This is a genomic window from Vagococcus fluvialis, assembly GCF_048815235.1.
GTDB lineage: Bacteria > Bacillota > Bacilli > Lactobacillales > Vagococcaceae > Vagococcus.
Genome location: NZ_JBMEAO010000002.1, coordinates 190,453 through 206,952 on the forward strand (window position 1 = coordinate 190,453; position 16,500 = coordinate 206,952).

Genomic DNA, 16,500 nt, shown 5'->3' on the forward strand with positions numbered 1-16,500 from the left:
ATTGAAGTTCATTCTCAATTAAGCTAGAATGATAAGTGTATCTTAATTTTTAATTAAACAAATGGAGGGAAAAAGATGTCCGTTTTAGAAATAAAAAACTTACATGTGTCTATTGAAGACAAAGAAATTTTAAAAGGTGTTAACCTAACGATGAAAACGGGAGAAATCCACGCAATCATGGGGCCAAATGGTACTGGTAAATCAACACTTTCAGCAGCAATCATGGGAAACCCTAACTACGAAGTAACTGAGGGAGAAATTCTTTTAGATGGTGAAAATGTGTTAGAGATGGAAGTTGACGAGCGTGCTCGTGCTGGTCTATTTTTAGCGGTTCAATATCCAAGTGAAATTCCTGGAATTACTAATGCTGAATTTATGCGTGCAGCAATCAACTCAAAACGTGATGAAGACGATAAAATTTCAGTAATGGATTTCTTAGACAAATTAGATGAGAAAATGGCTCTTTTAGATATGCCTGAAGAAATGGCTGAGCGCTATTTAAACGAAGGTTTCTCTGGTGGAGAGAAAAAACGTAACGAAATTTTACAATTATTAATGTTAGAACCAACATTTGCTATTTTAGATGAGATTGACTCAGGTCTTGATATTGATGCATTACAAGTTGTTTCAAAAGGAATCAACGAAATGCGCGGAGAAGGATTTGGTTCATTAATCATTACTCACTACCAACGTTTATTAAACTACATCGTACCAGATATCGTTCATATCATGATGGAAGGCCGCGTTGTAATGACTGGTGGCGCTGACTTAGCTAAACGCTTAGAAGCAGAAGGTTACAAAGGTATTAGTGACGAATTAGGTATTAATTACGTTGAAGAAAAATAATGAAGGAGAGACAAGATAAATGAAAAACTTAAACTTAAAAGATTATCTTGACGATATCACATTATTTTCAGCTAGTCAGGAAGAACCACAATGGATGTTAGACATGCGTCTTGCTGCTTTAGAAAAGTGTGACGAGTTAGATTTACCAAAAATCGAACGTGTTAAAATCCACCGCTGGCCATTAATGAACGTGGGAAGTCTTAATGAAGAAGTATTAGGTAATCCTGTATTACCAAGCTTTGACGAAATGGAAGACAACCCAATGATTATTCAAGGGCGTACAACAACTCTTTACGAGCAAATGCCAGTTGAATTATCAGAGCAAGGTGTTATTTTTACAGATATCTTTACAGCAATGAGAGAGCATAGCGAATTAGTAAAAGAATTCTTTATGACAAAAGCAGTGCCTATGGATGAAGATAAAATGACTGCTTTCCATACAGCCTTTTTAAATGGAGGAGTATTCTTATATGTTCCTAAAAATGTGGTTGTCAAAGAAGCCTTTGAATCATTATTCTTCCAAACAATGGCTGATAATAGTGCTTGGATTAAACATGTGCTAATCGTTGCCGATGAAAACAGTGAAGTGACTTACTTAGAAAGACTTTTAACAGAAGGCGAAGGCACTGAAAAAGTGTCAGCTAACTTTGTTGTAGAAGTAATTGCAAAAGCTGGAGCAAAAGTTAAATTTGCAGCTATTGACCGTTTAGGTGAAAACGTTAGTACTTATATGAACCGTCGTGCTCATATTATGCGTGACGCTAGTGTTGATTGGGCATTAGGAATTTTAAATGATGGTGATGTAGTAGCAGATTTTGATTCAGATTTAGCTGGTCAAGGCTCTCACTCTGAAGTAAAAGTTGTAGCGATTTCTTCAGGACGTCAAGTTCAAGGGATTGATACACGTGTGACTAACATGGCTCCTCATTCAGTAGGAAACATTTTACAACACGGTGTTATTCGTGAACGCGGTACTTTAACATTTAACGGTATTGGTCACATTCTTAAAGGAGCTAAAGGCGCAGATGCACAACAAGAAAGTCGTGTCTTAATGTTATCTGACAAAGCTCGTGGGGATGCGAACCCAATACTATTAATTGATGAATTTGAAGTAACAGCAGGACATGCTGCAAGTGCAGGTCGTTTAGATCCTGATGAATTATATTATTTAATGAGCCGCGGATTACCTCAAAAAGAAGCAGAACGCTTAGTAACAAGAGGATTCTTAGGTTCAGTTATTACAGCTATCCCTGTGAAAGCTGTTAGAGATGAATTAGTAGAAGTGATTGATAGAAAGCTGGTTGATTAACAATGCTTGATAACAAAATCAAAAATGATTTCCCTATTCTATTTCAAGAAGTTAACGATGAACCCTTAGTTTATTTGGATAATGCAGCGACAAGTCAAAAGCCAAAGCAAGTGATTGAGTCATTGGTTCATTTTTATGAACATGATAATGCTAATGTTCACCGCGGCGTTCATACGTTAGCTGAAAGAGCCACTTCTAGCTATGAAGGAGCTCGCGAGAAAGTTAGACAGTTCATTCATGCTAAAAGCACAAAAGAAGTTTTGTTTACTCGTGGAACGACAACAGCTATTAATTGGTTGTCTCGAAGCTACGGGGACGCTAACGTGTCTGCGGGAGATGAAATTCTAATCTCTCAAATGGAGCATCATTCCAACATTGTGACATGGCAAGAATTAGCTAAGCGTCAAAAAGCTAAGCTTGTTTATGTAGACTTAACGGATGAAGGCGAACTTGATGTAGAAGACTTTAAATCAAAACTTAACGACAAAACAAAAATTGTGTCAATTGCTCATGTCTCAAATGTATTAGGTGTGATTAATCCTATTAAAGAGTTGGTCAAGCTGACTCATGAAGTAGGAGCCGTTTTTGTTGTTGATGGGGCGCAATCTGTGCCTCATATGGCAGTTGATGTGGTGGATTTAGATGCTGACTTTTATGCCTTTAGTGGTCATAAAATGTGTGGACCAACTGGAATTGGTGTTCTTTATGGTAAACAAGAGTTACTAGAAAAAATGGACCCAATCGAGTTTGGGGGAGAAATGATTGATTTTGTTTATCATGATCATAGTACGTGGACTGAGTTGCCTTGGAAATTTGAAGCAGGAACACCAAACATTGCTGGAGCTATTGCTTTAGGTAGTGCCATAGATTACTTGACTGAAATTGGTATGGAGAACATCCACCAACATGAAGAAGAGTTAGTCGCTTACGTGTTGCCAAAACTTCAAGCAATCGAAGGCTTAACTATTTACGGTCCACAAGACCCTAAAAAACATACAGGCGTGATTGCTTTTAATATTGATGCTGTCCATCCTCATGATGCCTCGACAGCACTTGATATGGAAGGCGTGGCAGTGCGTGCTGGTCACCACTGTGTGCAACCACTACTAAACTATTTAGGGGTTCAATCAACGGCTCGTGCAAGTTTTTATTTTTACAATACGAAAGAAGATGCTGATCGTTTAGTCGAAGCAATTCTTGCAACAAAGGAGTTTTTCACAGATGGCTTTATCTAAATTAGAAAATCTATACAGACAAGTGATTCTGGACCATACTAATCACCCTCACAACAAGGGATTAATCGACTCAGCAACAAGCCAAATTGAGTTAAACAATCCAACCTGTGGCGATGTGATTCAATTACAACTTCTTGTTAAAGATGGGGTTATTGAAGACGTGAAATTTGATGGTCATGGCTGCTCAATTAGCATGGCAAGTGCTAGTATGATGACAGTTGCTATCAAAGGTAAAACAGAAAAAGAAGCCTTAGCGATTGTGGCTAGTTTCTTAGAACTTGTTCAAGGTGAAGAAGTCCCTAATCCTAAACCCTTAGGAGACGCAAGAATGCTATCAGGCGTTGCTAAATTCCCAGCTCGCATCAAATGTGCGACTTTAGCTTGGAAAGCACTAGAACGCGGTATATTCGAAGAAAATCAAACAACTGTCGAAGGACAATTACATAAGACGCAAAGAGTAAGGAGTGGAGCAAAGAATGAGTGAAGTACCACAGCTAGAAGAATACAAATTTGGTTTCCATGACGATGTTAAGCCAGTCTTCAGTACTGGAGAAGGACTAACAGAAGACGTGGTTCGCGCTATCTCTGCGAGAAAAGAAGAGCCAGAGTGGATGTTAGACTTCCGCTTAAAATCATTAGAAGCATTCAATAAAATGCCAATGCAAACATGGGGACCTGATTTATCAGATATGGATTTTGATAAGATTAAATACTATCAACAACCAAGTGATAAACCAGCCCGCGACTGGGATGATGTACCAGATAAAATCAAAGAAACCTTTGAGCGAATCGGGATTCCAGAAGCAGAAAGAAAATACTTAGCAGGAGCTTCTGCTCAGTATGAATCAGAAGTGGTTTACCACAACATGAAAGAGGAATTCTCAAAACTGGGAATCGTATTTACAGATACAGACACAGCTCTAAAAGAGTACCCAGAAATATTCAAACAATATTTCTCAAAATTAGTCCCACCAACAGATAACAAACTGGCTGCTTTAAACTCAGCTGTATGGTCAGGTGGAACATTTATCTATGTACCAAAAGGGGTACGAGTAGATGTGCCATTACAAACCTACTTCCGTATTAACGCAGAAAATACAGGACAATTTGAACGTACTTTAATCGTTGTTGACGAAGGCGCAAGCATTCACTACGTAGAAGGCTGTACAGCACCAACTTATTCAACAAACAGCTTACATGCGGCGATTGTTGAAATCTTTACACTAAAAGATGCTTACTGTCGTTACACAACCATTCAAAACTGGTCAGACAACGTTTATAACTTAGTAACAAAACGTGCTAAAGCAGAAGCTGGCGCAACAGTTGAATGGATTGATGGTAACTTAGGTGCCAAAACAACAATGAAATACCCAAGTGTCTACCTAGACGGAGAAGGAGCTCGTGGAACAATGCTATCAGTAGCGTTTGCTGGAGCAAACCAAATCCAAGACACAGGAGCAAAAATGATTCACAACGCACCAAACACATCAAGCTCGATTGTTTCAAAATCAATCGCTAAAGATGGTGGTGAAGTGAACTACCGTGGACAAGTAACATTTGCTAAAAACAGTGCGGGATCAATTTCCCACATTGAGTGTGATACAATTATTATGGATGAATTATCGAAAAGTGATACAATTCCATTTAACGAAATTCACAATAGCCATGTAGCACTTGAACACGAAGCGAAAGTATCAAAAATCTCAGAAGAACAACTATACTACCTAATGAGTCGTGGCCTAAGTGAAGAGCAAGCCACAGAGATGATTGTTATGGGATTTGTAGAACCATTTACCAAAGAACTTCCAATGGAATATGCAGTTGAGTTGAATAGACTAATTGCTTATGAGATGGAAGGGTCAGTGGGTTAATATTTATAGATAGGCTAGAAACTTTGTTGTATAGACGTTTCTAGCCTTTTTGTTTTGTGTTAAATCAAGAGTGACCTTGATTTTGACCTTGACGGGGTCAATTTTCCATAAATTTGGCAAAGACATCGCCAGTCTTTTTAATTGCCTTTTCTGTTACGTGGGTATAAATGTTCATTGTGGTTTTTATATCTTTGTGTCCTAGTCGTTCTTGGACTTCTTGGATGTTCACACCACTTTCAAAAAGTAAACTACAATGTGTGTGCCTAAATCCATGAGGTGTGATAACTTTTAAATCTTTGTTTTTACGATAAAGCCATTTTAACCAGTCATTTGCTATTTGAGGATAGTACAAACGGTTCTTAGTATCTGTAAACATGAATTGTTTATCATCTCTAATATTAATACCTCTAGCAAAATAATATTGCCTTTGTGCAGTTCTCCATCTCTTAAGAATATTTATTGTTTCTTGATCAATATAAATTTGTCTGACTGATGCAGTCGTTTTAGGTTCTTGGATAATCACCTTGTTGAACTCATCAATAGCCAACGTTTTACCAATATTAAGAGTTTGGTTATCAAAATCTACGTCTTTCCATTGAAGGCTTAAAACCTCGCTTTTCCTCATCCCTGTATAGCCTAAAATTCTAAAGAAAGTAAAAATCTTATAGTTTGCTATACTTTGTGTGAAGTCTAAAAACTCATTGAGTTCCTCCTTTGAATAAAAATTGATCTTCTTATCCTCTTCTTTTTTACGTGGAAGGGTAGTCTTAGCCATTGGATTATCCTTTATAACCTCAATAGATACACCATACTTTAATATTTGAGATGTTTGTTTTCTCAGATATGAATATTGTTTATATTCTTTGTGCCAGCCATTAACGATTTTTTGACAGAAAGAAACAGTCAACTTGTCTAGTTTAATCTTAGCGAATACTGGTAATATTTGATTTTTAGCATATCTTTGAGCTATGGCCACACTAGATGGCTTAACCGATAAGCGATATTGTTCTAACCAGGTATCATACAATTCTTGAAATGTAATCACCTTTTTACGATTAAATCCATTCTCAATAACCTCATGTTGTAATCTTTTTTCTTCTAGTTTTGCCTCTTTCAGCGTATCAAATCCACGCCTAGTAGTAGTTAATTGCTTTCCTGTAACCTCATCAATTCCTAGATAGGTTTTAAAAAGCCATTTCTTAGATCCGTTCTTTAGTTCGTATTGTTTAAATTGTGCCATGGTTGTTCATCCTCCTGTATTCTCTTGGACGTGTGAGATGTAAGGGGATTGTGTATAAATATTACAATTTAACTGTTATGTCACCGTTAAAAAATTCCATGTCTATTTTTACTAACAGCTCTTTTTTTCCGAAATCAAATTCTTCTTTCTTAACTAAGTATTTTATACAATTGGCTAGTTCTTTCTCAAGATAATTTGTGAAATCTGATTTAAAAGTAATATTCAATTGGTCTAAGAATTTTTCTTGAAGTTTTTCATGTAGTCCATATTGGGTACTACTTGCTTGTACGAATAAATCATATCTATCATCATACCAATCTGTATCTAAAGGTATTTGTCTAAAATATACATAATAAGCATAAGTTTCGATAGTAGTTCCGAGTGTTTGAATTATTCTAAAATCAACGCCGTCTTTGGTGAAGTTATCTGTAGAGTTGTAATCTTCAATGTCAAAATAAGTTTCGATTCGGTAGTCAAAAGGTAAATACATGAAAAACTCATTTGGAGTAACATTTAAAGCCTGACATATTTTATTAATGGTCTCTAATTGAATCATTTTGATATCGTTTTGACTTATTGACGAAATGGTATTTTTAGAAATCCCTGTTCGCTCTGAAAGAGTAGTGTTACTCATGCTTCTTTCTGAAAGAAGTATAGATAAATTATTTTTAATCATGTTAAAACCTCCTATATAGTTATAATTTTACCAACTAACTAATATTTTTACAACTATACTTGAAAAAATAATAATATAAGTGTATAGTTGTATTTATCAATAGATAGTTGTAAAAATACAAGGAGTGGTTTAATTTGAAAAATAATCTATCTACTATTTTGGGAGAAAAATTACTAAAAATTTCTGACGTATCAAATGGGACAGGTATAAGTACAACAACTTTAGCAAATGTGTATTATCAAAGAACTTATGATTTTAGGATTTCTACACTAATTAAAATTTGTGATTACTTACAAATTCCGTTAAGTGAGTTGATTGAGTATGAGCCTAAGAAAGAAGGTGATTAAATGCAACAAATAGAAACACAATCAGCGTTTGAAATGTTCTTTCAACAATTTGAGAAGGAAGTGTATGAAAGAGCTTATGCAACTATTCAATTAGCAATCGAAGAAGCTAGGCAAGATAGTAAGTTAAATGTTGATTTACTTAATCAGAAGGAAGCAGCAAAACGTTTAAACATGAGTGTTAACTACTTGAAAGGGTTACAAGAAAAGGGCTTGCCAGTTGTATTACTGGATAACAAGCCGATGTACCACATTCCGAGTTGCTTAAAATGGATCATTAACAACTATCAAAAATAAAACATTTGGACGTGTGAGATGGTAAGTTGTTAAAACATCAAAGGAGAGATGAAAGTGTGTAAGGTTAGACGATTTGGAGCGTTATTAGGTGTCTTTATATTAGGAATGAGCTTGGGAGCTTTTAACAGCCAATTATTAGCAATTTTAGGCATACCATTGTTTTTAATTTTCTTCATGGCTTATGAAGAAGCAAGTTATACAAGGAAAAATATAAGAAGTAGGAGGATGATTAATGAGTAAAATTGTTGAGTTTAAAGGTGGTAAGAATGAAACAGTAAAGAATCTACTGGATGAAGCTAGGGAAACCCTGATTAATGTTTTAAACCTAGAAGAGGGGAATAGGTGCTCCGTTACCATAACCGATGATACAGGTTCAAAAAGGACAACTGAGAGTGCCTTAGAACGTGCCAAAGGTTTAGTAGCAATAGCAATCGAAAAGTATATCGATGAAGCACAGGAAATTTTAAGCGATGAAAAGTAAAAAGTCCCTTGAAGTATTGGCGTACTCCAAAGGACGAGACTAAGAATAACTTCCACAAGCTTTCTTAGTCTCAAGTTTATCACAAAAACCAAATTTGAGAAACGAGGATATTCATTTGAACAACGAAGAAATTAACTTAAATCAATTATTACTAGAAAAAAACATGTTAACTGGTGCATTAGAGGGGTTAGCTGCTTTTGTCAGTGATCACATCTCTAAAGAAAATGTACTGATGCAAGATGTGAGTGCCTTGCATGGTTTAATTTATGGTATTCAATTAATGGCAGAAGCTCATGGCGATAACTTGGACAAGTATGAGTTAAAACTTATTGATGAAAAAAGAAATAAATAAAGAAAAGAGGTCCATGATTTATGGCTAGAGTGTTAAGTGTTCTTGAAAGTTCTGTTCTTAATTTAGTACCACAAGGAATGGACAACAGAAGAAATTTAAAAGAAATAGCATCTCTCATTGATTTAGATGTGAGATCGATTCAAGAGATTATAAACAGATTAATCAGCTACGGAGTGCCTATTTGTGCGTTCCGTGGCAATAATCAAAGTGGTGTTTATATACCGACCAATCAAGAAGAATTAAGGTTAGGCACCAGGGCGGTTAAGTCTCAGATTAAAGAAATGATGATACGTGTTGACCGAGTAGAAAATGCTGATTTGATTAATTGGAAGTCTGCAGTAGTGACTACTAGACAAAGTGAGTTGGAGGTGTAGAGATGGCTGAAAGAAGAATGTTTGCTAAGACCATTATAGATAGTGATTTATTTTTAGATATGCCATTAACTACACAATTATTATACTTCCATCTCTCAATGAGAGCGGATGATGATGGATTTATTAATAATCCAAAAAGAATATTAAGAACTGTTGGTTGTGGAGATGATGATTTAAAAATACTTATAACAAAGAATTTTATTATTCCTTTTGAAAGTGGAATAGTCGTTATCAAACATTGGAAAATACATAATTATATTAGAGTTGACAGATATAAAGCAACCGTTTATAGCGAAGAGAAACAGCAATTAATTACTAACGAGAACAAGATTTATGATGTTGGTATGTCCTCTGGTATACCAAATGACAACCAAATGGAAACCCAGGTTAGGTTAGGTAAGGATAGGCTAGGTAAGGATAATAATAATATAGATCAAATGTCACAAAAAAACGATGACAAAGAGAATGTTAAAAATTCTTTTGAATCTATTTGGAAACTCTATCCAAAGAAACAAGGAAAAGATAATTCTTTCAAAGCATATCAGAAAGCATTAAAAGATGGCGTGACGGATGAACAGATAATACAAGGTATTGAGGATTATAAAAAGCAGATTGAAATACAACGAACTGAAATGCAGTATGTAAAAAATGGAAGTACGTTCTTCAATCAACGTTGCTATTTAGATGAATTTATAACTATGACTAACAAAAGACAATATCAAGCTAGTAAAGCTGAGGAAGTCCCTCCCGAATGGGCTGAGGAATACGCTGGTGCTGGTCAATTTACAGTTAGTGATGATGATTTATTAGATTTACCTTTTTAAGAAAGGAGAAATAAAATGCAGTTAGGAAGTATAAAGATACCTGAGAGCCAAATTGAGCGAACAGGATTTATTGAGCTAGATGAACCATGCGATAAAAAAGGGCATGAAAAATATAAGTTGTGGCATTTTAATGGGGAAATAGTTTGTCCTGCTTGTTTAGCAGAAAGAAAGAACAATAAATTTGAGCAAAAAGAAACGGAAAAACAGTTTGATGCTACTGCAGAAGGTAGACGTAAGTTCTTATACCGTCATAGCATCATGCATAATAAAAAACTTCTTGATAAAGGTATTAGGGATTTTATCAATAAAGATGGTAACGAGAGTAGAGTTAAAAATGATACTCGAAAAGTTGTTAAGGAAGTGTTAGAAAATAATCGAAATGTATTTATGGTTGGTTCTCCAGGAGTTGGAAAAACCCATCTTATGATAGGAATGCTTAAAAACATCAACGAGTTGAATGATTCTAAAAAATGCTTATTCGTTTCAGTTCCTAGATTATATGAGTTGATAAGAAAATCTTATGACAATAATTATAGTGATTCAATGAGTGAGGGTGATTACATTGAGTTATTGGCTAGTGCTGATGTTTTGGGGCTAGACGACATAGGCGGAGAACTATCAATGAATACGAATAAACAAGCATCCGATTTTAGCTCTCGTATTCTGTATAGCATTTTAAATGCTAGGGAGAGCAAGACAACATTATTCACTAGTAATCTATCACTAGATGAATTAAGTCTTATCTTAGATGAGCGTATCATCTCTAGGATAAAGAGCAATATGCTTAAAATGGACTTTAATGGAATCACTGATAAAAGAGAGTATGCTTATAAACTAAAATAAGCCGATTTAAGAACTTGAAAAAATTCATGATGAATAAGTCGAATAACTTTATAAATTAGTACATGGAAGAAATGAGGAGGTCAGAGATGAAAGAACTAGATACTATTGATAAGCGAGTTAAATCAATTACGAATAGTTTTGATAAATTAATAAAAGAAGCTAAATCATTTAATTCTGTTATGTTCTCATATAACAGAACCTATCAGTCATTAACTGAATTATCTTTAGATTTATCCGAATATCAAACCGAAATGGCTATAAAATACGCAAAAGAGATGGTACTTTTCGTAGAACAAGGGCTATCAGTACGAGAAATAGCTTTTGAGCTAGATCTCTTTGATAATGATGTGAAGCAGCTGCTTAAAACATTAAATCTAACTGTTAAAACTAAGTCACAAATCAAATTGAAGCGATACAGGGAACAATTGGGCTATCTTGCTGAATTAGGATTCACAGTGAATGAAATAGGCGAGAAGCTAGATAAATCGCCAAATACGATAAAGCAATATTGCAGAATAAACGGTATTAAGTTTAACGATGAAAGTCGTCCGATGTTACAAGTTGAGTTAGATGATTTGATGAATGACATTGCTGATGGAGATTATTAATAATTGTGGCCAAGAAAATAGATTAAGTAGTAAAGGGAGTAAAGCATGATAGATAAGGGATTTAGAGAGTCTGAGAATGGCGTTATTCTTATAAAAAATGGTGTGAAGAAGTTAGTAGTAATACCAAACTATGGGGAAATCATTATAAAAATAAAAGATGGTATACCGATAAGAGTTGAAAGTGTCAGAGATGCCACAAGATTCGAGGAGCTACCAGATTACAAGTAATTAAATACAGTCCAACCAAAGAACTTGGAGGACATCTTAACAGCGTAGAAATACGTTTGTTGAGGTGTCCTCTTTTTTTGTTGTCGTAGGAGGAAGAGTGTTGACAGATAACGAACTTATTATTAATTCATATAAAATTGCACTCTCAAATCTGAGAGCAAGATATAAAGTAATGGATCCAGAGCATCCTGATAAAAAGACCATAAGTGGCATGATTTCATCTCTTGAGTATTCTCTATTTTGGTTAAAAAATGGTCATGAGAAGCCACCAAACAGGGATATATCACAACGTTCCTATGAGCAACGCACTGAGTATTGGGCGGATGTGTCTTTAGTTACTCAGTATCATAAAGATGCAGTAGTTCTTATTGGTGGGGAAAATGATGATGATTTAAAGCCATCTCAAATTGAAACGATAGATAATGCTTTGAAATTACTTACAGACAAAGAGCAACAGACTTTTATTGATATTTATGCCAATAGTCACACTTACCAGCAAGTAGCAGATTTATATGGATGTTCAAAAGGAACGGTGCAATCTTATATTAATCGGGCTAAGAAAAAGATAAGTACAGCGATAAAAGAAGGTGCAATATCACAATGATTTCAAAACAAACACGATACGCACCCTTTAAAAACAATCGAGTAAGCAGCGTTTTAATAAAATAGAGGGGTGCAACGTTTTTTGTTGCGTTGCGTTATTTGTTGCAACTTATTGTGTCTTATTAAGCGAGAGATGTTAGTATGATTAGTTTGAATTAACAATAAAAGAAGCCAACAATTGCCAATATTTTCAAAACAAAACTCGAAGAATGATAGTAATTTACTGACTTAAATTACAAAACAACTCGATGAGTGGAAAGCTATAAGATACTATAAACCATAACAAATCCGTACTTGATACAAAAATATACGAAACTATGAAAATTAAGAGCTTGATGCATGAGCCACCTATTATCTGACATTTCTGACACCTTAAAAGGATAAAAATGTTAGTGAGGTTTTGGGGAGGTTATCGGAGTAATCGGAGACCTTAAAAGAGATGTTATAGTTTTTAGAGTCCTAAAAAAAGAAGCAATGGTTAATGTTGATTAAAATAAAAAAACTACCACACAAAGTGATAGCAATAATTATTAATTGAAACAGGGCGCATACATTTCATTATACCTAGTCGGGCAATTCGGACCCAAACCACTGCTTAAATTTATTATATGACCAAACATTTATTTAAGCAATTGATCTTAGCAATTAATCGAATTCTAATCAGATAAGCAAGTATAAAGGAGCAATAAGATGAAATTATTAAAAAATGGCGAAACAGTAGAGCAACCAATCGAGCTTATTTTACCTATGTACGTCCATCATAAATATAAATTGATGTGGAATAGTATAGAGATGAAATTTGAACAGCTGGATAGTCTCAAATCGTTTAGCAATGAATTTAAAACAGTTGCTACACTTGATTATATCGTTAAAAGCTTGTCTGAGGATGAGAGAAAGACTTTTGAGCTATTAACCTATATTGAGCCGTTTAATGCTAGAGATGTTGATATTTTTAACCTACAGCCAAACGAGAATAGCGTAGCATTGAAATTCATCTCTAAAGAAAAAGGCTTTGATGCTGCTTATGTTAAAGAGAAACTTGCTCCAATGTATCCAGGTAAGAAGTCGATACCTAAGAAAACTTATAAAAGTTTATTGGGATCGTTAGAGCTTGGCTTAGTCGAGGTACAAAGGCAGGTAACTGAAGGTGAGCTATTTCTTGAAGATATGTTGATTTGATATGTTCATCTCTTGTCACCTTACTTCTCGCATGAGATAATATTACTGTAATGCTAGATGTTATGACACTAGCCGATGTACCTGTAAGCTCACTTTAATTAGTGTGCTTTTTTTGCTTTAAGTGTGAGATTTGCGAGGCCCTAAAAAGGTATTTTTGATAGGTTCTAGGTAGTTAAATTTGAGTAAATTAACGTGAGAATGTTAACTTTTGTTAACCTCAAAACAAATAGGCAAGGTTTAGACAAGGTAAGGGACCTCACAAAACCTCACTTAATGGATTATACAGTTCTTGAGAACTTGACTAAACATGACCTTTATTCTCTTATAGTAGTTGTTTTGTTGAGAAATGTTGAGGTTTGTCATCTTACCTATGCTAAGAATTGATAAGGTTAGGCTATCCTACAGGCTTAGAAATGCTGAAATTAAACTTTCTGTATGCTAACAAATGCTAACCGTCCACATCTATATACTAGAGATGTAAACCTAAAATGTTAAGAAATGTTAAGGTTAAAACGTATATAGGGAACGATTTTTTTACAATGTAAAACCAACCAGGGGAAGTTTGCTCTCGTTAAGCCAAAGGGGAAATCTCCTTTGGGTATCTTGCCCAAAAATGGGCCACCCTGAACTTTAAGGCGAGCACAGATTTGTGCTGGCTAGTTAACGAGGGAAAGTTTGCTCTGGTTAAATCGTTGTTAACATCCGTTATTTTATTAGGTATAATGATATTAATAAATACAGTAACGGAGGAAATTATGCAACCACATATCTACTTTTGGGAACCACAAGTGCAAAAATTTATTAGCCTGAACAATAGAGTATTGAAAATGTATGAAGATACTAGGATAGATAAAGATGCTTTATGGGATAAATATGAATCTGCTGCAGATAAAGAAATGGATGATAGAACTAGAAATTTCAATCCCGAAAACTATGATGGCGGCGACTATGCCGATGATTACGAAGATTTAATAAGTGGTTATGCAGATTTATTTTGGCACATTAATTATAATCACTTGTATCAATATTTAACTATTTTATGCCAAACGTGGGAAAATATATTAGTTTCATTTTGTATCAAAGAAATAAAAGGGCAAGGTTTTAAATTCAGTAAGTATCCTGATTATGGTGAAATAATGAGGATAATAATTAAAGATGTAGGAGAATCCAACATAGAAAGTTTGGGAAAAGTAAGAGAGTTAAGACATCTTGTTAATGTGATAAAGCATGGCGATGGTGACGCAGCAGAAAAATTAAGGAAAAGCAGACCAGATTATTTTAAATTTGAAGATAATAAAGAATTAAGTAGGTTAAATGATCGCTTAGAGACTTACGACTCAGTATTCATTAATGGACAAGCTTTAAATGTAAAAGAAGAAGATTTATATGAATATCATGAAGCGATAACTAACTTTTGGAAATCTATTCCTGAAAGAGTGTACTTTTAGGCGATAGAATCTTAAAAAGAGATGATTTCTCATCTCTTAATCAATATAAATTTAGAATTAATATCACTGAAATACTCTTAACGGGGTATTTTTTTGTTTTGATTAATTAACATTAAGTTGCTTATTTTTTAACTGACATCTCTACCTATCATTTTACAGGGAACGTCAGTTCTGATATAATAACTATATAGTCCTTTGAGATTATATTAGCTGAGATGTAAGATACTATTGTTATCTTATGTCTTTTTTGCTTTAATAGATGGTAAGCTAATGTAATTAATAAAAGGAGATATTTGATTATGAGTACTAAATACAAAACGATTCATTTTTTTAGACTTGATATGTATAAAATTGAAAACAATGAACAGAGAGATCCCGTCCAACGTCACTTAAAGCTTGAAGAGAAGATTTTATATTTAAATAATTTGTTAATTAAAAAACTTCCAGAAAAAACTACAATGAAAGTTCATAAATATAATTCTACTGATGGTGATAATGTTGCAACTGTAGAAATGGTTTCTATAACTGATGAATATGCTTTTGGGAAGATGGGAAGAGAGCAAGATATAAATAATTTTCAACTTCGAGAGAACGATACTTTGGAATCATCACCAATTTCAAAGAATCCGGATCAATTCTTTGAAGCTTTTTCTTATTTTGTGATTGATAGAAAGACTTGTGCGGTTTCTTATATCATGGAAAAAAGTGCACCAAGAGTAACTTTTTTAGGAGATTTATTCACGCAAGTTTTTAAAGAGTCTGATAAATTATGGGGAAGTACGGTTACAATTATATCAAAGGATTCATTAACCAAATTAGCAGGAAAGGATACCATTGGTTCTATAACTTACGATGTTACGATACCTAAAGGAACTCATAGAAATATAACTGGAATGAGTGAAGATGACTATGAATTAGTGAAGAATGATAAACATACTAAAGTGAAGGTTAATTTAGTAGCTGAAAAACGTAAAAAATCAATGTTTGATTCTTTTGAAGATGCTAAACAATTTTTTCAATCTATGGGTAAGAAAACTGATAGAGTTACAATTCGTGCTAAGGACGACAATGAAAATTTGATGCAAGAGTATAGGTTATTTGATGATATTATGGCAAAGAGAGCTTCTTTTAACTATGACACTAGCAAAACCGCAAAAGAATTTGAAGAAGATGTGATGACACAAATTATCGAACAATATACATTGAACAAGTCAGATATTTTAGAATATATAGGTTTTTAAAAAAATAAGGAGTGTTTTAGATGATGAAATTTTGGGAGAATAACAAATTATCAATTGTTATTAGTAGTTTATTCATCATTTTTGCAAGTATATTTTTTTGTTTAGGCAATCCTAACTTCGTGTCACAGAAAAATAAAATTGATAAAGAATTATTATATAACCTTCTGACTGTAAATACAATTTTCGCTGGATTTACATATAATATGCTAGGAAACATGGTTGAGTTTTCGTCTAGAGAGGATATTCAAGAGCTTGATTTGGCAGGGTACGTGGATGATTATTTTAGTCCTATGTACTTTAGTTTATTTTATTTTATTTTTTCAATTTTTATTGAATTGATTTTAATTTTTTTCGGGATTAAATGGCAATTAAACTTGCTAGTTTATATTCAACAAGTAGGAACAGCTTTAGGACTAATATTTTTTGTAATTAGCACTCTTAAAATGAAGCGAATGATTAATAAAGTTAGAAAAAAATAATTAAGATTATAAAAACTCGCCC

At 34.0% G+C, this 16,500-nt stretch carries 22 protein-coding genes; 20 read left to right on the plus strand and 2 right to left on the minus strand.

Going from position 1 to position 16,500, the window contains the following annotated elements; genetic code table 11:
• Positions 1-75 precede the first annotated feature (75 nt).
• From sufC to sufB, 5 genes are read left to right on the plus strand one after another with little or no spacing between them, the layout of a single operon-like run.
• On the plus strand, positions 76-846 hold the full coding sequence (gene sufC, locus ACODH8_RS02215) for a Fe-S cluster assembly ATPase SufC (RefSeq protein WP_332465451.1): 771 nt from the start codon (positions 76-78) through the stop codon (positions 844-846).
• Positions 847-865: 19 nt separating this feature from the next.
• Positions 866-2,155: a Fe-S cluster assembly protein SufD gene (sufD, locus tag ACODH8_RS02220; protein WP_332465450.1), complete on the plus strand. Its 1,290-nt coding sequence runs from the start codon at positions 866-868 to the stop codon at positions 2,153-2,155.
• 2 nt (positions 2,156-2,157) lie between these two features.
• Positions 2,158-3,390, plus strand: coding sequence for a cysteine desulfurase (locus ACODH8_RS02225; RefSeq protein WP_332465449.1), 1,233 nt, complete (start codon positions 2,158-2,160; stop codon positions 3,388-3,390).
• The gene (sufU, locus tag ACODH8_RS02230; RefSeq protein WP_332465448.1) at positions 3,377-3,874 is read left to right on the plus strand and encodes a Fe-S cluster assembly sulfur transfer protein SufU; all 498 of its coding nucleotides are present in this window, start codon (positions 3,377-3,379) and stop codon (positions 3,872-3,874) included. The genes ACODH8_RS02225 and sufU overlap by 14 nt, the downstream gene beginning before the upstream one ends.
• Positions 3,867-5,261, plus strand: coding sequence for a Fe-S cluster assembly protein SufB (gene sufB, locus ACODH8_RS02235; RefSeq protein ID WP_332465447.1), 1,395 nt, complete (start codon positions 3,867-3,869; stop codon positions 5,259-5,261). The genes sufU and sufB overlap by 8 nt, the downstream gene beginning before the upstream one ends.
• A gap of 97 nt (positions 5,262-5,358) precedes the next feature.
• Here the strand turns inward: sufB and ACODH8_RS02240 are convergent, their stop codons facing one another.
• Together ACODH8_RS02240 and ACODH8_RS02245 are read right to left on the minus strand one after the other, a co-directional pair.
• Positions 5,359-6,501: a tyrosine-type recombinase/integrase gene (locus tag ACODH8_RS02240; protein WP_420517474.1), complete on the minus strand. Its 1,143-nt coding sequence runs from the start codon at positions 6,499-6,501 to the stop codon at positions 5,359-5,361.
• A gap of 61 nt (positions 6,502-6,562) precedes the next feature.
• Positions 6,563-7,177: a helix-turn-helix domain-containing protein gene (locus ACODH8_RS02245; RefSeq protein ID WP_420517475.1), complete on the minus strand. Its 615-nt coding sequence runs from the start codon at positions 7,175-7,177 to the stop codon at positions 6,563-6,565.
• Between the two features lie 134 nt (positions 7,178-7,311).
• On the opposite strand from ACODH8_RS02245, the gene ACODH8_RS02250 reads away from it, so the two are divergent.
• The 15 genes from ACODH8_RS02250 (at position 7,312) to ACODH8_RS02320 (ending at position 16,478) form a co-directional block, all read left to right on the plus strand.
• Positions 7,312-7,524, plus strand: coding sequence for a helix-turn-helix domain-containing protein (locus ACODH8_RS02250; RefSeq protein WP_420517476.1), 213 nt, complete (start codon positions 7,312-7,314; stop codon positions 7,522-7,524).
• Positions 7,525-7,818, plus strand: a complete 294-nt coding sequence (locus ACODH8_RS02255) for a hypothetical protein (RefSeq protein WP_125943531.1) — start codon at positions 7,525-7,527, stop codon at positions 7,816-7,818.
• A 54-nt stretch (positions 7,819-7,872) separates the two neighbouring features.
• Positions 7,873-8,058, plus strand: a complete 186-nt coding sequence (locus tag ACODH8_RS02260; protein ID WP_420517477.1) for a hypothetical protein — start codon at positions 7,873-7,875, stop codon at positions 8,056-8,058.
• Complete coding sequence (locus ACODH8_RS02265) at positions 8,051-8,299, plus strand: hypothetical protein (protein ID WP_420517478.1); 249 nt, start codon at positions 8,051-8,053, stop codon at positions 8,297-8,299. Before ACODH8_RS02260 ends, ACODH8_RS02265 begins: the two co-directional genes overlap by 8 nt.
• Before the next feature lie 115 nt (positions 8,300-8,414).
• On the plus strand, positions 8,415-8,651 hold the full coding sequence (locus tag ACODH8_RS02270; protein WP_227258574.1) for a hypothetical protein: 237 nt from the start codon (positions 8,415-8,417) through the stop codon (positions 8,649-8,651).
• Positions 8,652-8,671: 20 nt separating this feature from the next.
• Positions 8,672-9,025 (plus strand): hypothetical protein, encoded by a 354-nt coding sequence (locus tag ACODH8_RS02275; protein ID WP_420517479.1) that lies wholly within the window; start codon positions 8,672-8,674, stop codon positions 9,023-9,025.
• A gap of 2 nt (positions 9,026-9,027) precedes the next feature.
• Positions 9,028-9,849, plus strand: coding sequence for a hypothetical protein (locus tag ACODH8_RS02280; RefSeq protein WP_420517480.1), 822 nt, complete (start codon positions 9,028-9,030; stop codon positions 9,847-9,849).
• A 15-nt stretch (positions 9,850-9,864) separates the two neighbouring features.
• Complete coding sequence (locus ACODH8_RS02285; RefSeq protein WP_227258570.1) at positions 9,865-10,692, plus strand: ATP-binding protein; 828 nt, start codon at positions 9,865-9,867, stop codon at positions 10,690-10,692.
• Positions 10,693-10,778: 86 nt separating this feature from the next.
• The gene (locus ACODH8_RS02290; RefSeq protein ID WP_420517481.1) at positions 10,779-11,300 is read left to right on the plus strand and encodes a hypothetical protein; all 522 of its coding nucleotides are present in this window, start codon (positions 10,779-10,781) and stop codon (positions 11,298-11,300) included.
• 45 nt (positions 11,301-11,345) lie between these two features.
• Entirely contained in the window at positions 11,346-11,528 is a 183-nt protein-coding gene (locus tag ACODH8_RS02295) for a hypothetical protein (RefSeq protein WP_420517482.1), read from the plus strand.
• A 100-nt stretch (positions 11,529-11,628) separates the two neighbouring features.
• The gene (locus ACODH8_RS02300; RefSeq protein WP_420517483.1) at positions 11,629-12,132 is read left to right on the plus strand and encodes a sigma factor-like helix-turn-helix DNA-binding protein; all 504 of its coding nucleotides are present in this window, start codon (positions 11,629-11,631) and stop codon (positions 12,130-12,132) included.
• A gap of 689 nt (positions 12,133-12,821) precedes the next feature.
• Entirely contained in the window at positions 12,822-13,310 is a 489-nt protein-coding gene (locus tag ACODH8_RS02305; protein WP_420517484.1) for a hypothetical protein, read from the plus strand.
• Between the two features lie 755 nt (positions 13,311-14,065).
• Entirely contained in the window at positions 14,066-14,758 is a 693-nt protein-coding gene (locus ACODH8_RS02310; RefSeq protein ID WP_420517485.1) for a hypothetical protein, read from the plus strand.
• Positions 14,759-15,057: 299 nt separating this feature from the next.
• Positions 15,058-15,999: a hypothetical protein gene (locus tag ACODH8_RS02315; protein ID WP_420517486.1), complete on the plus strand. Its 942-nt coding sequence runs from the start codon at positions 15,058-15,060 to the stop codon at positions 15,997-15,999.
• Between the two features lie 20 nt (positions 16,000-16,019).
• Positions 16,020-16,478 carry a hypothetical protein gene (locus tag ACODH8_RS02320; RefSeq protein ID WP_420517487.1) on the plus strand — a complete coding sequence of 153 codons (459 nt, stop codon included), beginning with the start codon at positions 16,020-16,022 and terminating at the stop codon, positions 16,476-16,478.
• The last annotated feature ends 22 nt before the right edge of the window (positions 16,479-16,500 follow it).